The 15,252-nt window shown below is 45.3% G+C and carries 15 protein-coding genes and 2 tRNA genes; 9 read left to right on the forward strand and 8 right to left on the reverse strand.

What is annotated here, in order from left to right; all coding sequences use genetic code 11:
• Positions 1–1,770 precede the first annotated feature (1,770 nt).
• Positions 1,771–1,844 (reverse strand) — tRNA-Gln (locus VGB26_10800).
• 404 nt (positions 1,845–2,248) lie between these two features.
• Here VGB26_10800 and VGB26_10805 point away from each other — a divergent pair.
• The 5 genes from VGB26_10805 to VGB26_10825 are packed head-to-tail and all read left to right on the forward strand — an operon-like array spanning position 2,249 to position 5,306.
• Positions 2,249–2,812, forward strand: coding sequence for a 5-formyltetrahydrofolate cyclo-ligase (locus VGB26_10805; GenBank protein ID HEX9758269.1), 564 nt, complete (start codon positions 2,249–2,251; stop codon positions 2,810–2,812).
• A 6-nt stretch (positions 2,813–2,818) separates the two neighbouring features.
• Positions 2,819–3,670 (forward strand): bifunctional methylenetetrahydrofolate dehydrogenase/methenyltetrahydrofolate cyclohydrolase FolD, encoded by an 852-nt coding sequence (folD, locus tag VGB26_10810; protein HEX9758270.1) that lies wholly within the window; start codon positions 2,819–2,821, stop codon positions 3,668–3,670.
• Between the two features lies 1 nt (position 3,671).
• A complete protein-coding gene (gene panB, locus VGB26_10815; GenBank protein ID HEX9758271.1) occupies positions 3,672–4,475 on the forward strand; it encodes a 3-methyl-2-oxobutanoate hydroxymethyltransferase in 804 nt (267 codons plus the stop codon).
• Positions 4,476–4,495: 20 nt separating this feature from the next.
• Entirely contained in the window at positions 4,496–4,942 is a 447-nt protein-coding gene (locus VGB26_10820) for a DUF1841 family protein (GenBank protein ID HEX9758272.1), read from the forward strand.
• Positions 4,943–4,946: 4 nt separating this feature from the next.
• A complete protein-coding gene (locus VGB26_10825) occupies positions 4,947–5,306 on the forward strand; it encodes a hypothetical protein (GenBank protein HEX9758273.1) in 360 nt (119 codons plus the stop codon).
• A gap of 23 nt (positions 5,307–5,329) precedes the next feature.
• Here the strand turns inward: VGB26_10825 and VGB26_10830 are convergent, their stop codons facing one another.
• Positions 5,330–5,698 carry a hypothetical protein gene (locus VGB26_10830; GenBank protein HEX9758274.1) on the reverse strand — a complete coding sequence of 123 codons (369 nt, stop codon included), beginning with the start codon at positions 5,696–5,698 and terminating at the stop codon, positions 5,330–5,332.
• Positions 5,699–5,982: 284 nt separating this feature from the next.
• Between VGB26_10830 and VGB26_10835 the strand changes: the two genes are divergently transcribed.
• Positions 5,983–6,630: a hypothetical protein gene (locus tag VGB26_10835; GenBank protein ID HEX9758275.1), complete on the forward strand. Its 648-nt coding sequence runs from the start codon at positions 5,983–5,985 to the stop codon at positions 6,628–6,630.
• A 29-nt stretch (positions 6,631–6,659) separates the two neighbouring features.
• A complete protein-coding gene (locus VGB26_10840) occupies positions 6,660–6,890 on the forward strand; it encodes a hypothetical protein (protein ID HEX9758276.1) in 231 nt (76 codons plus the stop codon).
• A 73-nt stretch (positions 6,891–6,963) separates the two neighbouring features.
• Here the strand turns inward: VGB26_10840 and VGB26_10845 are convergent, their stop codons facing one another.
• The 5 genes from VGB26_10845 to VGB26_10865 are packed head-to-tail and all read right to left on the reverse strand — an operon-like array spanning position 6,964 to position 11,118.
• Entirely contained in the window at positions 6,964–8,343 is a 1,380-nt protein-coding gene (locus tag VGB26_10845) for a transketolase C-terminal domain-containing protein (GenBank protein ID HEX9758277.1), read from the reverse strand.
• A 36-nt stretch (positions 8,344–8,379) separates the two neighbouring features.
• Positions 8,380–9,174, reverse strand: coding sequence for a carbon monoxide dehydrogenase beta subunit family protein (locus tag VGB26_10850; GenBank protein HEX9758278.1), 795 nt, complete (start codon positions 9,172–9,174; stop codon positions 8,380–8,382).
• A gap of 3 nt (positions 9,175–9,177) precedes the next feature.
• A complete protein-coding gene (locus VGB26_10855; protein ID HEX9758279.1) occupies positions 9,178–9,504 on the reverse strand; it encodes a 4Fe-4S dicluster domain-containing protein in 327 nt (108 codons plus the stop codon).
• Positions 9,505–9,523: 19 nt separating this feature from the next.
• Positions 9,524–10,228 (reverse strand): 2-oxoacid:acceptor oxidoreductase family protein, encoded by a 705-nt coding sequence (locus VGB26_10860; GenBank protein ID HEX9758280.1) that lies wholly within the window; start codon positions 10,226–10,228, stop codon positions 9,524–9,526.
• Positions 10,225–11,118: a thiamine pyrophosphate-dependent enzyme gene (locus tag VGB26_10865; GenBank protein HEX9758281.1), complete on the reverse strand. Its 894-nt coding sequence runs from the start codon at positions 11,116–11,118 to the stop codon at positions 10,225–10,227. The genes VGB26_10860 and VGB26_10865 overlap by 4 nt, the downstream gene beginning before the upstream one ends.
• A gap of 389 nt (positions 11,119–11,507) precedes the next feature.
• Between VGB26_10865 and VGB26_10870 the strand changes: the two genes are divergently transcribed.
• Positions 11,508–11,583 (forward strand) — tRNA-Met (locus tag VGB26_10870).
• A 175-nt stretch (positions 11,584–11,758) separates the two neighbouring features.
• Positions 11,759–11,983: a hypothetical protein gene (locus tag VGB26_10875; GenBank protein ID HEX9758282.1), complete on the forward strand. Its 225-nt coding sequence runs from the start codon at positions 11,759–11,761 to the stop codon at positions 11,981–11,983.
• Positions 11,984–12,791: 808 nt separating this feature from the next.
• Here the strand turns inward: VGB26_10875 and VGB26_10880 are convergent.
• Complete coding sequence (locus VGB26_10880; GenBank protein HEX9758283.1) at positions 12,792–14,870, reverse strand: AAA family ATPase; 2,079 nt, start codon at positions 14,868–14,870, stop codon at positions 12,792–12,794.
• Positions 14,871–15,252: the final 382 nt, after the last annotated feature.

Below are 15,252 nucleotides of genomic sequence, written 5' to 3' on the forward strand. Positions count from 1 at the left end.
GCGAGTGACGGAGGCCATGAGTAGCCTGGCACGCCCCCCTTGCTGAGTCACAGGCGCTCATGGGGTGTGCAAGGGGCGTGACAGGCGTCAGGCGTATTCGGATTGGAAATAGATTCGGATTTCGTCAGAAAGGCACAGCCATTCTTTACTGGCGGCGTTTTTGACCACCAGATCGAAGGGCGGCAGGTAGGAAAAACAAATGGTTCGGTCGTTCAGCAGAAAGTTCGAGCCGCAATTTTTGAGAAAGGCTTTCCGGGCGGGCGGATTTTCTTCCCGCCTTCGGCGGGGATGCGTTCAGTGAACCCATTGCCAGGCGACAGGAAAGGAGCGGGTGCCATGCCAGCATTCTTTTTGTACGCTCGGAAATCGACGGAAGAGGAAGACCGGCAGATCATGTCCATCGAGTCGCAGCTTCATGAGCTTCGGGAATATGCCCGACGTGAGAACCTGACCATCATCGAGGAGTTTGTCGAGGCCAAGACCGCCAAGGAACCCGGGAGACCGGTCTTCAACTTGATGATCCAGCAGATTGAAGCCGGGAAAGCTGACGGTGTGCTGGCATGGCACCCGGACAGGCTTGCCCGTAACTCCGTCGATGGCGGGCGGATTATCTATCTGATCGATATTGGCAAGATCGTTGATTTACGCTTCCCCACCTACCGAACCGATACCACCGCTCAAGGCAAGTTCATGCTCTCAATCGCCTTCGGCCAATCGAAATATTACGTGGACAGTTTGTCCGAGAATGTGAAGCGGGGTATCCGCGAAAAGCTCCGGCGGGGCGGCTGGCCGGGTCGGGCACCGATGGGCTATCTGAATAACTACAAAGACCATACCATTGTGCCCGACCGTGACAAGGGCATGTTGGTCCGAAAAGCCTTTGAGCTCTATGCCGAAGGCGATCACTCACTGGACGGCTTACGCCAGGAAGTCGGTAGGTGGGGGTTATTAGGAACGACGGGCAAGCCTGTCACCAAGAGCGCGCTCGCCACCATGCTGCAAAAGTCATTTTATTACGGTGTGATCAAGTTTGGTGGCGAGCTGTATGAAGGGAGCCACCCGCCGCTGATTTCGAAGAAACTGTTTGACCGAGCCCAACAGATCCTGGCGCAGCGGAGCAAGCCGCTCATCAGGGGGAAGATCACCTATCCGTTTATCGGGCTGATGCGCTGCGCCGAGTGCGGCTGCATGGTCACGGCTGAGACGCAGAAGGGCCATGTCTATTACCACTGTACGAAGCGGCGGGGCCCATGCGGTCAACAGTTTCTTCGAGAGGAGGCTTTGCTTGACCAGTTCAAGACGGCCATCCTGAAGGTCTACGTGGATGATGAGACGACGAAGAAAATTGTGGAGCGCTGGTACGCGCTGAGCGAGGGGTCAAGCAAAGCCTCGCTGTTCCGATCTCGTCAGATTGAGGCGGAGTTACAAGCCTGCGATGAACAGATGGAGCGCCTGCTTGATCTGTACATCACGCGGGGAATTGGATCGGAGGAATATCAGCGGAAGAAGGCCAAACTGCTCGGCGGCAAGCAGGCGCTCAAGGAGCAACGGGACGAGATCGGAACCGGGGGCGGCGGGTGGTTCGAACCGGCCAAAACCTTCTTAAGTGATTGTAATCGCGCTTACTCTGTCGCCTGGCAAGAAAATCCGCCCGCCCAGAAAGCCTTTCTCAAAAATTGCGGCTCGAACTTTCTGCTGAACGACCGAACCATTTGTTTTTCCTACCTGCCGCCCTTCGATCTGGTGGTCAAAAACGCCGCCAGTAAAGAATGGCTGGGGGACGAGGATTCGAACCTCGATAGACAGAGTCAGAGTCTGCCGTCCTGCCATTAGACGATCCCCCAGTTTAGGTGTGTGTAATTGAAGGGTTAAATTTTCCCGCCATTCTAGAAAAATAAAAGGATTGAGTCAAGGATCGTAATTTTACGTGAAAGGTAAAGGGTGAGGGGGAAGAAAATAAGAAAAATTTAAAAACTGTTAGAGGCAGGGCCTTAAAAGAAAAAAGATTCCTGGATTCCCGTTTTCACGGGAATGACGACATTTTGGGAAAAAAGAATAAGGAGTAAACCAGAGAAACAAAACAAACCAGAAAAACCAGAATTACATGAGGGGATCAAACTAGAGAAAGGCCTTGACTTCACTGAAAGGGTCCTGATAGCCTAAGCACGTAATTAGCATTTAATTTCAGGAGGTTATCCCAATCTTACTTGAGGGTTCAAAAGGCCCGGAAACGGGGACAAAACCCACCCTGCGAAAGAAAATGAGACAAACGCGGGATCAAACACCTCCCCATCTTCGAGCCGAATGGAGCCAGCGAATAAAAAATTGGTTGTTTGACCTTGCTTCATTTCAACAAGCACACAGAATTCATTTATTCCTATCCTTTCAGAGTGAAGTTCAAACGCTTCTTTGGCTGGAAGACTTTTTTGCACTTAGGAAAAAAATTGTTGTCCCGGTGATGGGTGATGGTGAGGAAAGGCTATTATTGGCAGAGATCCAAAATCCAGATTCCCCCATGGTCCCCAACCGCTTTGGAATTTTGGAGCCACCCCAGGGAACATTCAAATCCATACCCCCTGAATCAATAGAATTCTTTTTGCTTCCCGGATTGGCCTTTGACCGGAGGGGAGGCAGGCTGGGTTATGGAAGAGGTCATTATGACCGTCTACTGGAAGGGCTCCCTTCACATATTAAAAAAGCGGGGTTGGCTTTTGGATTTCAAATCGCTTCACACATTCCCCAAATGCCGGGGGATGTTTTGATGGATTTTGTGATTACCGAAAACGGTTGTATCACCTGTCAGAAGGATTAAACGCTTATGGGTGCAGTTATCATAGATGGCAAGACCATCGCACAAAAGGTAAAAGATGAAATAAAGGGGGAGGTTCAAAAACTCCGCCAAGGACTTCAACCAGGGTTGGCGGCTATTCTGGTTGGGGATAATCCCTCCTCGGCCATTTATGTTCGAAACAAACGGAAAGCTTGCGAGGCTGCCGGAATTTATTCCGAGGAACATCATCTGGAAACCCATACTTCTCAGGAAAAACTCTTGGAGTTAATTGATGCACTAAATCATAATCACCGAATTCACGGCATTTTGGTCCAACTCCCCCTTCCCAAACAGATCAACGCAGAATCGGTTTTGGAACGGGTTTCTCCGGATAAGGATGTGGATGGATTTCATTGGGTGAATTTAGGGAAACTTTTTGCAGGTTTTCCATCTTTTATTCCCTGCACACCCTTTGGCATTCTTAAAATGCTGCAATATCACGATATTCAGATCCAGGGAAAACATGCAGTCATCGTAGGTCGAAGCAACATTGTGGGAAAACCGGTGGGAATGCTGCTGCTTCAACAACATGCCACGGTGACCATCTGCCACTCCAAGACCGAGGATCTTCCTTCCATATGCAGACAAGGGGATATACTCATTGCGGCGGTGGGAAGAGCAAAAATGATTACCGGAGATATGGTGAAACCGGGGGCGGCGGTGATTGATGTGGGTATTAATCGGCTAGATTCCGGAAAACTGGTTGGAGATGTGGATTTTGAAAGTGTGTCTCAAACAGCGGGCTGGATTTCCCCCGTTCCGGGAGGGGTTGGGCCCATGACCATTGCCATGCTATTATACAATACGGTTTCCTCCGCTAAAAGAACGTTGAAGAATTAAAATGACCGGAAAAATTACCATTCCAGAATTAGCCGCTCGAAAAAAAGCAGGGGAAAAAATTTCCATGCTCACCGCCTATGATTTTCCTTTTGCACAAATGGTGGATGAAGCAGGGATTGATGTCATCCTGGTGGGAGATTCTTTGGGCGTGGTGGTTCAGGGACATGAGAATACCTTACAGGTCACCATGGATCAGATGATCTACCATACGCAAATGGTCAGTCGGGGTGTTCAAAGGGCCATGGTCATTGGGGATATGCCCTACCTTTCTTTTCAGATCTCGCTGGAAGAGACACTTCGGAACGCAGGTCGTTTTATTCAGGAAGGTGGAGCCCATGCAGTTAAGCTGGAAGGAGGAGAAAGGGTGGTTGATCGGATCGAGGCCCTGGTCAAAATGGATATCCCGGTTCTCGCCCATTTGGGGTTAACCCCCCAATCCATTCATCAAATTGGGGGCTATAAGGTCCAGGGAAAAGAACCTCATGCGGCCCAAAAGATTATGGACAATGCTAAACGGGTGGAAGGAGCGGGCGCGTTTGCCGTCATTTTAGAAACCGTCCCTATGAATTTAGCCAAACGGATTACCGAAAATCTTTCCATTCCCACCATCGGCATCGGTGCAGGAATTCATTGTGATGGCCAGGTTCTTGTTCTTCACGATATCCTTGGCCTGTTTCAAAAGTTTTTTCCGAAATTTGTGAAACGCTATGCCGACCTTCGCACACCGTCATTAGAGGCCTTTAAACGATTTAAGGAAGATGTGGAGTCGGGAAGGTATCCATCAGATGAAGAGAGTTATCACTAACCCCACCAGGGAAAAAAACTATGGATCTGTTTGATAAAAATAATCAATGGAAATTTACGAAGATAGCAGAGCAAAGAAAAAACCGGGCCGCATTAGAGGGGGAAGATGCCCTCATTGCTGAAATGATGAGTTGGCATCCAGAATTTGATGAATTTTGGCCTCTGGAAGAGTTCTCCGCTCAACCCAGGGAAATCGGAGGAACTAAGGTTAACCCGTTTGTCCATACCGCCCTGCACGTAATTATTGAACAACAAATTGTTCAAAAGAGGCCCCTCGCCATAGGGGAGGTTTTTCAAAAAATGATTGCCCAGGGAATGGATCGGCATAAGGTCTCCCACCAAATCGGAACGATTTATTCAAAACAATATTTTAATTCCTTCCGCCTGGGACAGCCGTTTGATGAATACTCTTATATTTTTGAGGTTCAATCACTGGTAGGTCCTCCCGAAGGACCGGAGGATCTTTAAAAATATGATCAGTATAGAAGTAGCTCAGAAACGTCTAGAAAATATTCAATGCGCGGCGTGTAAAAAATCAAGGTTTTTCATCATTCCAAAACCTACGGCCGCCTTTAATGAGGATTTATATACAGCACGGTGCCTGGACTGTCCCTATACCTTTCCGATCGGTATCCCCACCCAACCCGTTTCACAAACACAACCCGACACCGCCCAATGGCTCTCTGGAATACCCTGCCCCAAATGTGAAGAGCTGGGGGTAAACTTTAATTTTCGCTGTACTCTAAGTGTAAGAGACACCTTTTATTTTGTCACCTGTAGAGGATGCAAGCACACCTTTCATGAAAAGGCCCACATGGAAGCCTTTGAATAGTCTGTGGAAACCCTAAAAAAAGGCTATTTTTGAGAACACTCTTTCTCTATAAATTCAATGAGCGCACGGTAGGAAACTTCCCGGATTCCCGTTTTTTCCAAGGCATTTCCCGCATTGGAGGAAAGCCAGACCATATCTTTTACATACATTCGAGCTTGGTCGCAAATTTTCCACATGAGGTGGGTGAACTGCCCGGTAATACCCTCTTGAAGCCCCTCTGATTCCTTCCGGTCATCCAAAATCATCAACAGGTCCATCAATGCATCATCATGGTTGTAATGATCCAGTTTGTATTTCCAAAAAACATTGGAAAAGGCTTCCTGGCGAGCTTGTTCAACCAGATCCTGCATGTACTCTTTTAAAACACCTATTTCATGGCCTGAAAGTTTCAATCACAACCCTTATTTACTTACTTTTCCTTGATTGCAGAAAACCTTTCTTATTTCAGGATAATGAACCCCATCATTTTCTGTCACTTTCCTATCTTTAAAAGAAACCCCTAAAATGAGTCTATCTTATTGTAAAATTTAATGAAACCTATAAATTCAATAGATTCTAAATCAATCCCCTGGTTTTTTAAAAAAGGGTAGACATTATGTTTTTCACTTTGTTATAATGTGAAGCTTTCATAGGGATTTTAGAAGGTTTTTTTTTCAATTAGGAGGAAATATTAAAAATGTCCGCTGATTTTCTTAAAGAAGTTAAGAATTTATTGGAAATTGTAATTGGGCCAGCTGAAATTGCCGAAAAAGTTACTGAATTTGGGTTTAAAAACGTTGATGAACTTTTAAAAGCCAATAATTTGTCTAAAATTCCCGACCTCCCTTCCAAAGAAAAATTAGAGCTGGCAAAGGAGCAAAATAAGGCACTTATTTTTCGAATTTCTAAGGATGCAACCGGGAAGGAAATTAACCTGGCCCTCTTAAAAGAGAAGTTTGGGGGATTAATTTACTCCTCCTGGTATTTAACCCCTCCCTTACCGATTGCAAAAGAGGCCATCCCCACAGGTTGGGCCCTGGTTGATTTGGACCCCTTGGCTGGTTCCACAGAAAAAACCTATGATGAACAAAAAAAGTTTATCGAAGGAAAACCCCTTCATTTTAAAACCCCAGCTGCCGATGCCTATGATTTATTAGTCACATTTAAGGCCACGGGACAGTATTTTCGAAAATCCCCAAATAATGGCCGGACCGCAGCGGTGGTCAACGATGAACCCATCAAGATCAGCCATTTTGATAAAGCGGGAATGTGTATTTCAAAAGGATGGGGTAAAACGGTTAAAAGTCCGGAAATTGGAGCAACTACAGAAATGATTTTATCATAGAAATTTCTTTTGATTAGGAAAGGGAAGCAATGGAAACACAAGTCAAAGAGGGCGAATTATTTAAAGACCGAAATGAAAAGGAAAAACATCCCAGGGTTATTCGCATCAAACGTGTGGAGAAAATGGGACCCCTAACCTATGTTTTTTTCATGGCAGAAAATCAGGCCGCTCAAGCGATCCATCCTAATGGTGGATTCATCCCGCTAGATAGCTTTTTCAAGCTTTGGGCACCTTACCAGCCCCAAACCCCTAAGAAATAAGCATTTTTATTTTTTAAAAAAAAGCCCTTCAACAGTTTGTTGAAGGGCCGTTTTTTTTAACCTTAAATCCCAGTTAAATATTCTGCATAAAATGACCGAGATTCTCTTTATCATCATCCGTCATTTTATTAGGATCCTTTTCCCCGCCATTGGACTTCCCACTTTTTGAGTTTTGAAACCGCCCCGGAGAAACTTTCTTTAACCCTCCCATCACGGTCTCAACGATCAACTCAACCGGTAAAGACATTCCACCAAACACTCTTGGACCACCAACAATCAGAGGATTATTTTCAAGCTCTCCATAAAGGGCTGATTTCACTTCTTTTGCCATCCAGCCCACATAGTTATATTCTGGACAAACAATCAATTTTGCTTTCTTGCAGGCTTCCTGAAGCTCACGGTTTGGAAATGGGCGAAGGGAACGAATTTTTACCAACCCGGCACGAACGCCTTGTTCTGCAAGGAGTCGAACTGCCTCTCGAGATTGAGCTGCTGCAGATCCGGAGGCAACCAGTATAATCTCAGCATCAGGATCTTGAATTTCTAACAGGCCACCCATATAGTGATTGATGTATTTCCTTGAACGCTCTGTGGCAGCCCAAACCTCCTGTTGCCAAACATTATGAATATTGTAGGACATAAAATTACTTTTCTGCACCGGGGCATCTCGCTGAAGCCTCGCCGGGGGATTTTCTGCATCGAGAACGGGAACAGCCCCGCGGTAAGGCTCCCGGGGAGGAATTTTAATATTTTTAGGGGGCATCCACACATATCCTCGCGCATGGGTGACGAAAAAGCCGTCATAGGCAACTCCCACTGGAAGGGTAACGTCATTGGCTTCACTAATTAAAAATCCTTTCAGAATAAAGTCAAACACGTCCTGCTGATTCTCCGCGTGAAATAGAACCATTCCGCAATTCAAAAGATACGTGATTTCGATATTATCCGGTTGAATTGCCAATGGCGCATTCACCACACGACAGGTAAAAATGGCAACAGCAGGAAGACGATGTCCCGGCCAAGAAGCAATAGGTTCAATCCCCCGTAATGTCCCGGGGCCAGCGGTTGCAGTGAAACACCGAACCCCTGCACGGGAGGCTCCTGCCATCGTGGACATCACACCATATTCTTCTTCCCCGCGATAATATTCCTTAATATATCCTTCTCCATACAAAACCCCAATCAGCTGCATCGTTTCACTTTGAGGTGTAATGGGGTATGCAATGGAAAAATCTACATTGGCGCGACGAATAGCCTCCTTGCCAGCTTCGCTACCCGTGATAAACTCCTTATTTCTGGGAGCTTCGAAAAAGAAATAGTCCGGACTAACCACCCTTTGCTTTTTGGCTTCCGCGTGGGGATCTTTTCCTGGTTCTGTCTTTACCACCGGGGTTGAACTGATCACATCACCCTGCGGATTTGTTTTCTGTTCTGTTTCTAAGGATTCACTCATTTTTCTTCTCCCCCTACTAAAATGAGAAGTTATTTTTTAAAGCGCACCTTCCGGCTTTCCTAGGTCTGGGGATACCCCCATCGGCACTTGCGCCAAATCAAAATTCTTTCCCGAACGAGCCGCCTCTACAATTTTCGCCCATTCCTCGGGTGTATGAACCACAATTTTCTTCCCATCCAGCGGCCCGAATCCTCCTGTGGGAGGGGCAGAGGGAGCAGGAATTCCCATTTCCTCTCTAACCCGTCGAATGACATCAGCCTGTTTCCAAAGTTTTTTTGCATCGCAATCCCGGACGGTCATATTGGCATCCTCGTGCCCCTGCTCTGCACAAAGGGCAATGGTACAGCAATTTGTCCCCGCACGAATCATCTTCAACGACAGATTGGCATAATGGCAGTGGACACCAACAAAAACACATGCCCCCTCCTTGTTATGCCAAATGGTTAAGTTGGGATGGTTGGGGTTGATCATCTCTTCCGGATCCACTTTCGGATAACGGGGCCGATAATCGGCCATGGGAATAATTAAACAATCGGGAATCTCAGCAGCAATTCCGATCACGGCTCTTGCCTTTTCTATGGCGTGCTCATTCCATGCCCATACCACCATGGGACCAGGGTGCAAGGTTGGGTTTTGGGCAGTTAAAAGTTTTTTAGCAATTTCCTCCATGGCTTTATCTTCAGAAACGTTTTCACCATAAAGTAAACCCTCACCCGTCTCAGGCAACTCCACTCCCATCGAACCCGCCGCAGGGATGATATACCCCTCCGGACCCGGCATTACCTTGTAAGGTTCATCATGCTCGTATAGGTATTCTTTCTTAAGATACATAGATTATTTACTCCCTGCTGGAACTGCGTGTGGCATATTAATGTCCGCGTCCTTTAACAACCCCGCATCCTCATACTTCATTTGAGAACTAATGATGAAATCCTCCTTCGGCAACTCGTCAATCATAACCATTTTGATGGCATGGTGCCTTGCCATCGTATCGCAAACCCAAACGCACTGCATACACCCTTTGCACCGATCCACCGAAACATAAGCCGAATTCTTTTTCTTATCGAACTGAATGGTATTCGCTTCGGGGCAGAACTGGGTACACAGAACACATTTTGTTTTTCCGCAGATTTCAGTATCAATGTTGGCAACAAGATACACGCTTAAACCTCCTTTTTATTTACCCTGTACTCACAGGCGTTTTCAATGTTCCCGTTTTTCCCAGAATCCATTTATGCTCCATCGCATAATCCCACCCGGCTTTCACCGTGGCCATGTTCTTTTCGAGTAACTCCTGCTTATGCTTAAATTTCCTCTCGACAACGGAATCCAGAGCGGCTGTACCCCCAGAGACCACAAAACCCTTTCCCAAAAATCGTTCTTTAACTGCTTTGTCAATGGCCTCGAGATTGGTCAACTGGGTAATGGCCCCAATGGCCCCCACAATGGCCATATTGGTGGCCAAATCGGTTCCCGCGGTTTCGATAGCCAGTAAGGTCGCGGGAAAGGTATAGGTTTTGACTCCTTTTGTCTCCAGATCCTTTACTTCATCAGGGGGAAGGGGAATATTTTCTCGGGCGTTGACCAAGATGAGTCCATTATCTTTGATGCCATAATGGAAGGGATTGGTATAGGATTTTCCGTGAGTAATGACCTGAGGATGAAAAACCGTAATGATATGGGGAAAAAGGATCTCCCCAATTTCATAGATAGGGAGTTCGGATACCCGAACATAGCTCTCCACAGGAGCCATCCTCTTTTCTGATCCGTAAAAAGGAACGATGGTACTCTCACCCCCCGCATGAATCACCGCAGTGGACAAGATGTGGGAAGCTGTAACAACCCCCTGTCCTCCCAAGCCTGCCATTCTTATATTGAATTTCATCCGGTCACCTCCGCCGGTTTGGGTGTCTTTTTCTGGTATTCTTTATATCCCCACTTTGTAGCCAAATATTCTTTGGCTTCATCAGTAATGTACTCATTGAACTCATACCGGTCTTTTTCAACTTCTTTAGCATCTTCCATGACCTTGTCTGTGGGAATGGCATATTCAATGTTGCAGGAGGTGTATGCTTGAATATAGGTGGGACCCACTTCACGGGCGATCAAGACGGCCTTCTTAATCACCGACTCCACACGCCGAGGACTGTTAGGAACCACAACCGCAACATATGCACAGCCTGCTGTTTTTGCCATTTCCGGAATGGCAATCTTATCAAACTTCTTCCCCATGGGGGCCATTTTAAGGACTGACCCTTTGTTGGTCATTCCGCTTTCTTGCCCCCCTGTGTTTCCATAAACCTCGTTATCCAACATAATGGTGGTAAACTTTTCTCCGCGAAACCAGGAATGCATCATCATCGAAAAACCAATGTCAGCCAAACCCCCATCCCCCGCCATTACCACCACATCTTTATGTTTTTCGGGAAAGCGAAGTTGAAGACCCCTCTTCAGTCCACTGGCCACCGCATTGGTGTCACCATAATTTCCGTACACAAAGGGAATGACTGCCTGAGAAATGGCCAAACGTCCGCATCCTGCCGTCCCAACAGTAATGGTGTCCTCTGGATTCGGAAAAGCAATAATGGCAAGGCGGATGAAAAGCGTCATTGCACAGCCCGCACACATCGGATGCTCTTCTAGAGCTTCTTTAAATGTTCCAAGTTGGGAGACCGAAACCTGCTTCCCAAAAGGACCGTGCTCAACAAAATCACGGTATTCCTTGGCTACATATTTTCCAAAACCCGGTGAAATCTTTACATATTCTAAACTCATTCGGGGCCTCCTCTTTGATATAAATATTTAGAGAACTGTAATTTCCAATGCTACAGTGTTTCTTGATACAAGTCAATAAATCTAAAGGCCTAAAATTTCTTTATTTTTCTAGGTCTTTTGGACTTTTTAAGCCAAAAAGCCTCTATTAAAAAAAGCGCGAAAGAAACTAAGAAATGCCGTTAGTATAAGACACCGCTCTAAATCGTGTCAAACAAAAAAGGTAATTTGGGGAATTTTAATGCTCATTTTGGCCATATTTTGATCACCCAATCTCTATTCCCAAAAACCGAATTCTGGGGATAGACCCTAAAAATAATAAAAACAATTTTTTCCTTGAAAAATTCACCCTTTCAGGTATATTCCTATATCCTTCATCTACCTAAAATCACGGCGGTGTAGCTCAGTTGGTAGAGCAGGTGAATCATAATCACTTGGTCCGGGGTTCGAGTCCCTGCACCGCCACCAAAAACTACTTTAAATTCAAAATATTGCAAGCTTGTAATTTTAACTCCCTCCCATCTCTCCTTTAAATGTAGCCATGGTGTAGCCGACCGGAGCCCCTCCAGGTTCCTATATATAAGGAGGTCCACCATGACTAAAGAAGAAACCCGAAGCGTTTAACCATGAATTTCAAGAAGTGATGGGGAAATTAAGAAACTACTCCACATCCCTTATTGATCTGGGTGATATGCTTAAAAATTCATTGAGGTCAAAGGATGCGGAATTTTCAAACGGCGATTGTCAGATAAATTTGATCGACATCATGGGGGATTATTTGGAGTGGATGAGGGATCTGGCGTTACAAAAAAGGGAACTGGAAAGTTCCCGGGAAAATTCTAAACCGTTGACAGCGGTGAATAAATAAAAAGGGGTAAAAAAAACACAACCCCTCCATGCTTGATGGTGTGGAGGGGTTAAAATTGAGGGGGTTAAAATGACGATTTCAGATAAATTACTTGATCCAAAATTTTGGGGATCGTTTAAAATACCGGGTTTTGCCTTTGGGGTAATATCACTTTTCTTGTTAATGAGGAATGTTAATGCTCCCCTCGAGTTTGTTTATATCAAAAATCTGGCGAATTTCGCTGTTGGAGCGAGTATCATTTCATACGGCCATTCCCTTATTTACTCGACTTGGATGAATTTGGAAAAAGGGAAGGATCTTCCATTGTGGGTTCAAATTTCTGCAATAATTATTTACGCCTTTTGGTTCGGTTTTATCTTTTGGAAATTATTGAGGCCTTGTCCCTAATTAGGGAATTTATTATTTAAAACCCCAGATTGGGTAAAAACCAGGTTTTTGGAGGCAGACAGTAACCCCACGGTTGTTTGGTTTTCGGAATTTGTTCTCCCTTCAACATGGGGAGGTTCTTCCCCCAAAGGATGCGCCCCCAGACTAAGTATTAAAGCCCCCAATGGTAACCAAGAAAAAAATTCTTTCCATTCCATAATTATTTATTTTATTACCAAACCCTTTGATGGTCAAATAAAAAGCCTTTTTTAATACCCCTCCGCGATCCAATCCAAAAGCCGGATATCGGGTTTTAAAACCCTTAAATCCTAACATAGACGGTTACACCCTCAAGGGTTACCAATCCTAAACCGAAAACAAATTTCCCAGAGGCTTGAGGGTGTGGAGGGGTTATAAGGGTAACGTTTTTCCTTTTCCAGGGCTAGAGGAGCGCGTTTACGGCCTTAAAAGCCTTTTCAAAACGGTCTAACACCAATTCGGAGATTTTCAAATTTGAAGCCTGTTCGGCGAAAAACCGGGCGGGCCTATAATGGTTAAATTTTGCGCCACCATTTAAGGGATTCCTATTGAAATAATCCTCCAATCTCCTAAGGATACGTGGACTTTGACTCAAAAGGTCCTTCGGCTCAATCTTCGACCTGAGTGCCGAAGAAAACTCATCGTTTACGAGTTGCAAATATAAACCCTCATCAAACATATCTTCGATGTCCGCCTCGGCCTTCCCAGTAAAGTCTCCAAAGGTCAAAACACGGCTCCTCTCTAACAGCTTCTTCTTGAACAGGTTCTCTATCATCTGCTGATGGCTCTTTTGAATGTCGATCAGTGTGGCGATTTTGAGATTTTTTTGTGAACCGATCAGGGCAACAAACGTAGGCACTTTGTCTGCCCCTCCGACAGGGGTGATAGTCCATCGGCTGTCGAGTCCAACGCACCCCTTGGATTGAAGGATACCCGAAACAGTTTGGATATAAAGCAGGTCTGATGCACCCTCAACAACTAAGCTATTTGGGCCGATGAAAAGGGTCTGGTATATTTCATAACCAAGCGCTCCCTGGAGGGGAAATAAACTGTCTGGCCCAGCCTCAAGAACATCCGTAAAAACCTTGGTACCATCCTCTTCCCGAGGGAGTTGGTCTTTTGAGTCAATGCCTTTGTCTTGAACAATCCGAACACGGTCAAAGTGTTTAGAATCCACCATAAACGGGGAGTGTGTGGTGTAAAGGAGCTGGTGTTTTGGATTTGTCACGATCTCGGCTTCGAAATAATTAAGAAGATCTTCTTGGGCTTTTCCATGGAGTGAAAGACCGGGTTCATCGAGCAAAAGCACCAATGGTTCATCTTTCTTTTTCACCGCTGAATACCAAGCAAGGAACGAAAAGAACCATACGAATCCAGCGGACCGAGTACCAATATTCATCGTGGCTAGATGCGTCGTATCATTGATTTCGCCCCAAATGTTCATACCCTCTTTCATTCCCTCCGGATCATCTTTTAGCCCCGGTCGCACATCGAAGGTCATGCGGAGATGCTTATTCTGCGACCAGTATTTCAAAATCTTTTTGCTGAGGAAGGTACTTGCCCCCTCCAGTTTGTTCTTTAATTCCTGGGTTTGGGTTGCATCCATTAATTTATCAAGATCAAGCCGGGCCAAATCGATAAGACCAAGCAATGGGCGGTCGGAGGGTTTCAGCTTGTTTTCAGTTTCTCTCTTTTTCAGCGCTTGGACATTATCATGGCCCTTCATCTGATAGTATTCGTCGAAATAAAGAAATTTGGGGAAGTAAGGTTTCAGGATTTTTTCCCAAATATGGGAGCTTAAGTCTTGGACCTTAGGAAACTCTGCCAACCGTCCCCGAAGCGCCTTCGCCTGCTCACTTTCTTCATGTTCCTTACATTTTTCTAAAGCGGCGGCTTTCTCGGCCTCATCCTCAAGCTCTTTTACCTTGGTTTTTGCTTCCTTGAGATTCTGGGCCTGACTCTCTTGCATCTCCGTTAGGTATGTGGAAAGCTGTTTCAGAGTATCCTTTTGTTTTGCCTCTCCCCTTAGGCTTTCTGGAAGGTCGAAACTTTCGACTAGGTTCTTTACCAGAACAAACTCTAAGACCGGAACACTGACCAATAACCAACTTTTTTTATTTTTGTCATAGCCTTTTGAAACTTTAATTACTGGCTCGGCAAGAACACCCTCCCCATATTCTTCCCTTATTGCCTCCATTTCGGGCGTTTCCAGTTCAAAGGTAGCCTCCACCACTTTGGCGTGTTCTCGCCGCCTGCTCTCAATATCCTGCTCGTAGTCCTCGACTTCAGAACGGGGGTAATCATGAACTAAATCGAACATACCATCCTCTTTAATTATAGGATTCAGACGATAAAGGGCTTGCAGGATGGCAGTCTTCCCCGATTCATTCTTTCCCACCAAACACGTCACCTTATCAATCTCAAAAATATTTGAATCCCAAATCGACTTAAATTCCTTAATATGGGCCATTTTTAATTTCATAGGTGCCTCAAAATTAATACCCCTTTACTTTTACTGAAGGGGGATGGATTAAAAATCCCTTCCAGACCAACACAGATCTGTTAAGCATTATTTTCAACTCTTTTTTCACCTTTTAAAAACAATTCTTAAAATGAAACCATCATAAAAAACAGTAAATTGTGAAAAAAAAGGATAGGTTTTGTGGATTTTCGCGGAATTCAACTTAATAGCAGTTTTTACTTAAAGGATTCTCACTTAAAAGTGATAGTGTAAAGTATTATGTGTAAAATTGAGGGTTGAAAAAATGGCGTTTTCCAACCAAGATAAAGTGTGCAACCCTAACCCAGGAGGAAAACGCCATGATGGAACTCAAAGTCAATGTACCACAAATCCGAGAGTTTTT

The organism is Nitrospiria bacterium, assembly GCA_036397255.1.
Taxonomy (GTDB): domain Bacteria; phylum Nitrospirota; class Nitrospiria; order DASWJH01; family DASWJH01; genus DASWJH01.

Coding starts and splice junctions, on each gene's coding strand:
- VGB26_10875 (HEX9758282.1), top strand. CDS start 11,759: ATGGGGAAATTAAGAAACTACTCCACATCCCTTATTGATCTGGGTGAT.
- panB (HEX9758271.1), top strand. CDS start 3,672: ATGACCGGAAAAATTACCATTCCAGAATTAGCCGCTCGAAAAAAAGCA.
- VGB26_10825 (HEX9758273.1), top strand. CDS start 4,947: ATGATCAGTATAGAAGTAGCTCAGAAACGTCTAGAAAATATTCAATGC.
- VGB26_10850 (HEX9758278.1), bottom strand. CDS start 9,174: ATGTATCTTAAGAAAGAATACCTATACGAGCATGATGAACCTTACAAG.
- VGB26_10880 (HEX9758283.1), bottom strand. CDS start 14,870: ATGAAATTAAAAATGGCCCATATTAAGGAATTTAAGTCGATTTGGGAT.
- VGB26_10820 (HEX9758272.1), top strand. CDS start 4,496: ATGGATCTGTTTGATAAAAATAATCAATGGAAATTTACGAAGATAGCA.
- VGB26_10860 (HEX9758280.1), bottom strand. CDS start 10,228: ATGAAATTCAATATAAGAATGGCAGGCTTGGGAGGACAGGGGGTTGTT.
- VGB26_10865 (HEX9758281.1), bottom strand. CDS start 11,118: ATGAGTTTAGAATATGTAAAGATTTCACCGGGTTTTGGAAAATATGTA.
- VGB26_10845 (HEX9758277.1), bottom strand. CDS start 8,343: ATGAGTGAATCCTTAGAAACAGAACAGAAAACAAATCCGCAGGGTGAT.
- folD (HEX9758270.1), top strand. CDS start 2,819: ATGGGTGCAGTTATCATAGATGGCAAGACCATCGCACAAAAGGTAAAA.
- VGB26_10835 (HEX9758275.1), top strand. CDS start 5,983: ATGTCCGCTGATTTTCTTAAAGAAGTTAAGAATTTATTGGAAATTGTA.
- VGB26_10840 (HEX9758276.1), top strand. CDS start 6,660: ATGGAAACACAAGTCAAAGAGGGCGAATTATTTAAAGACCGAAATGAA.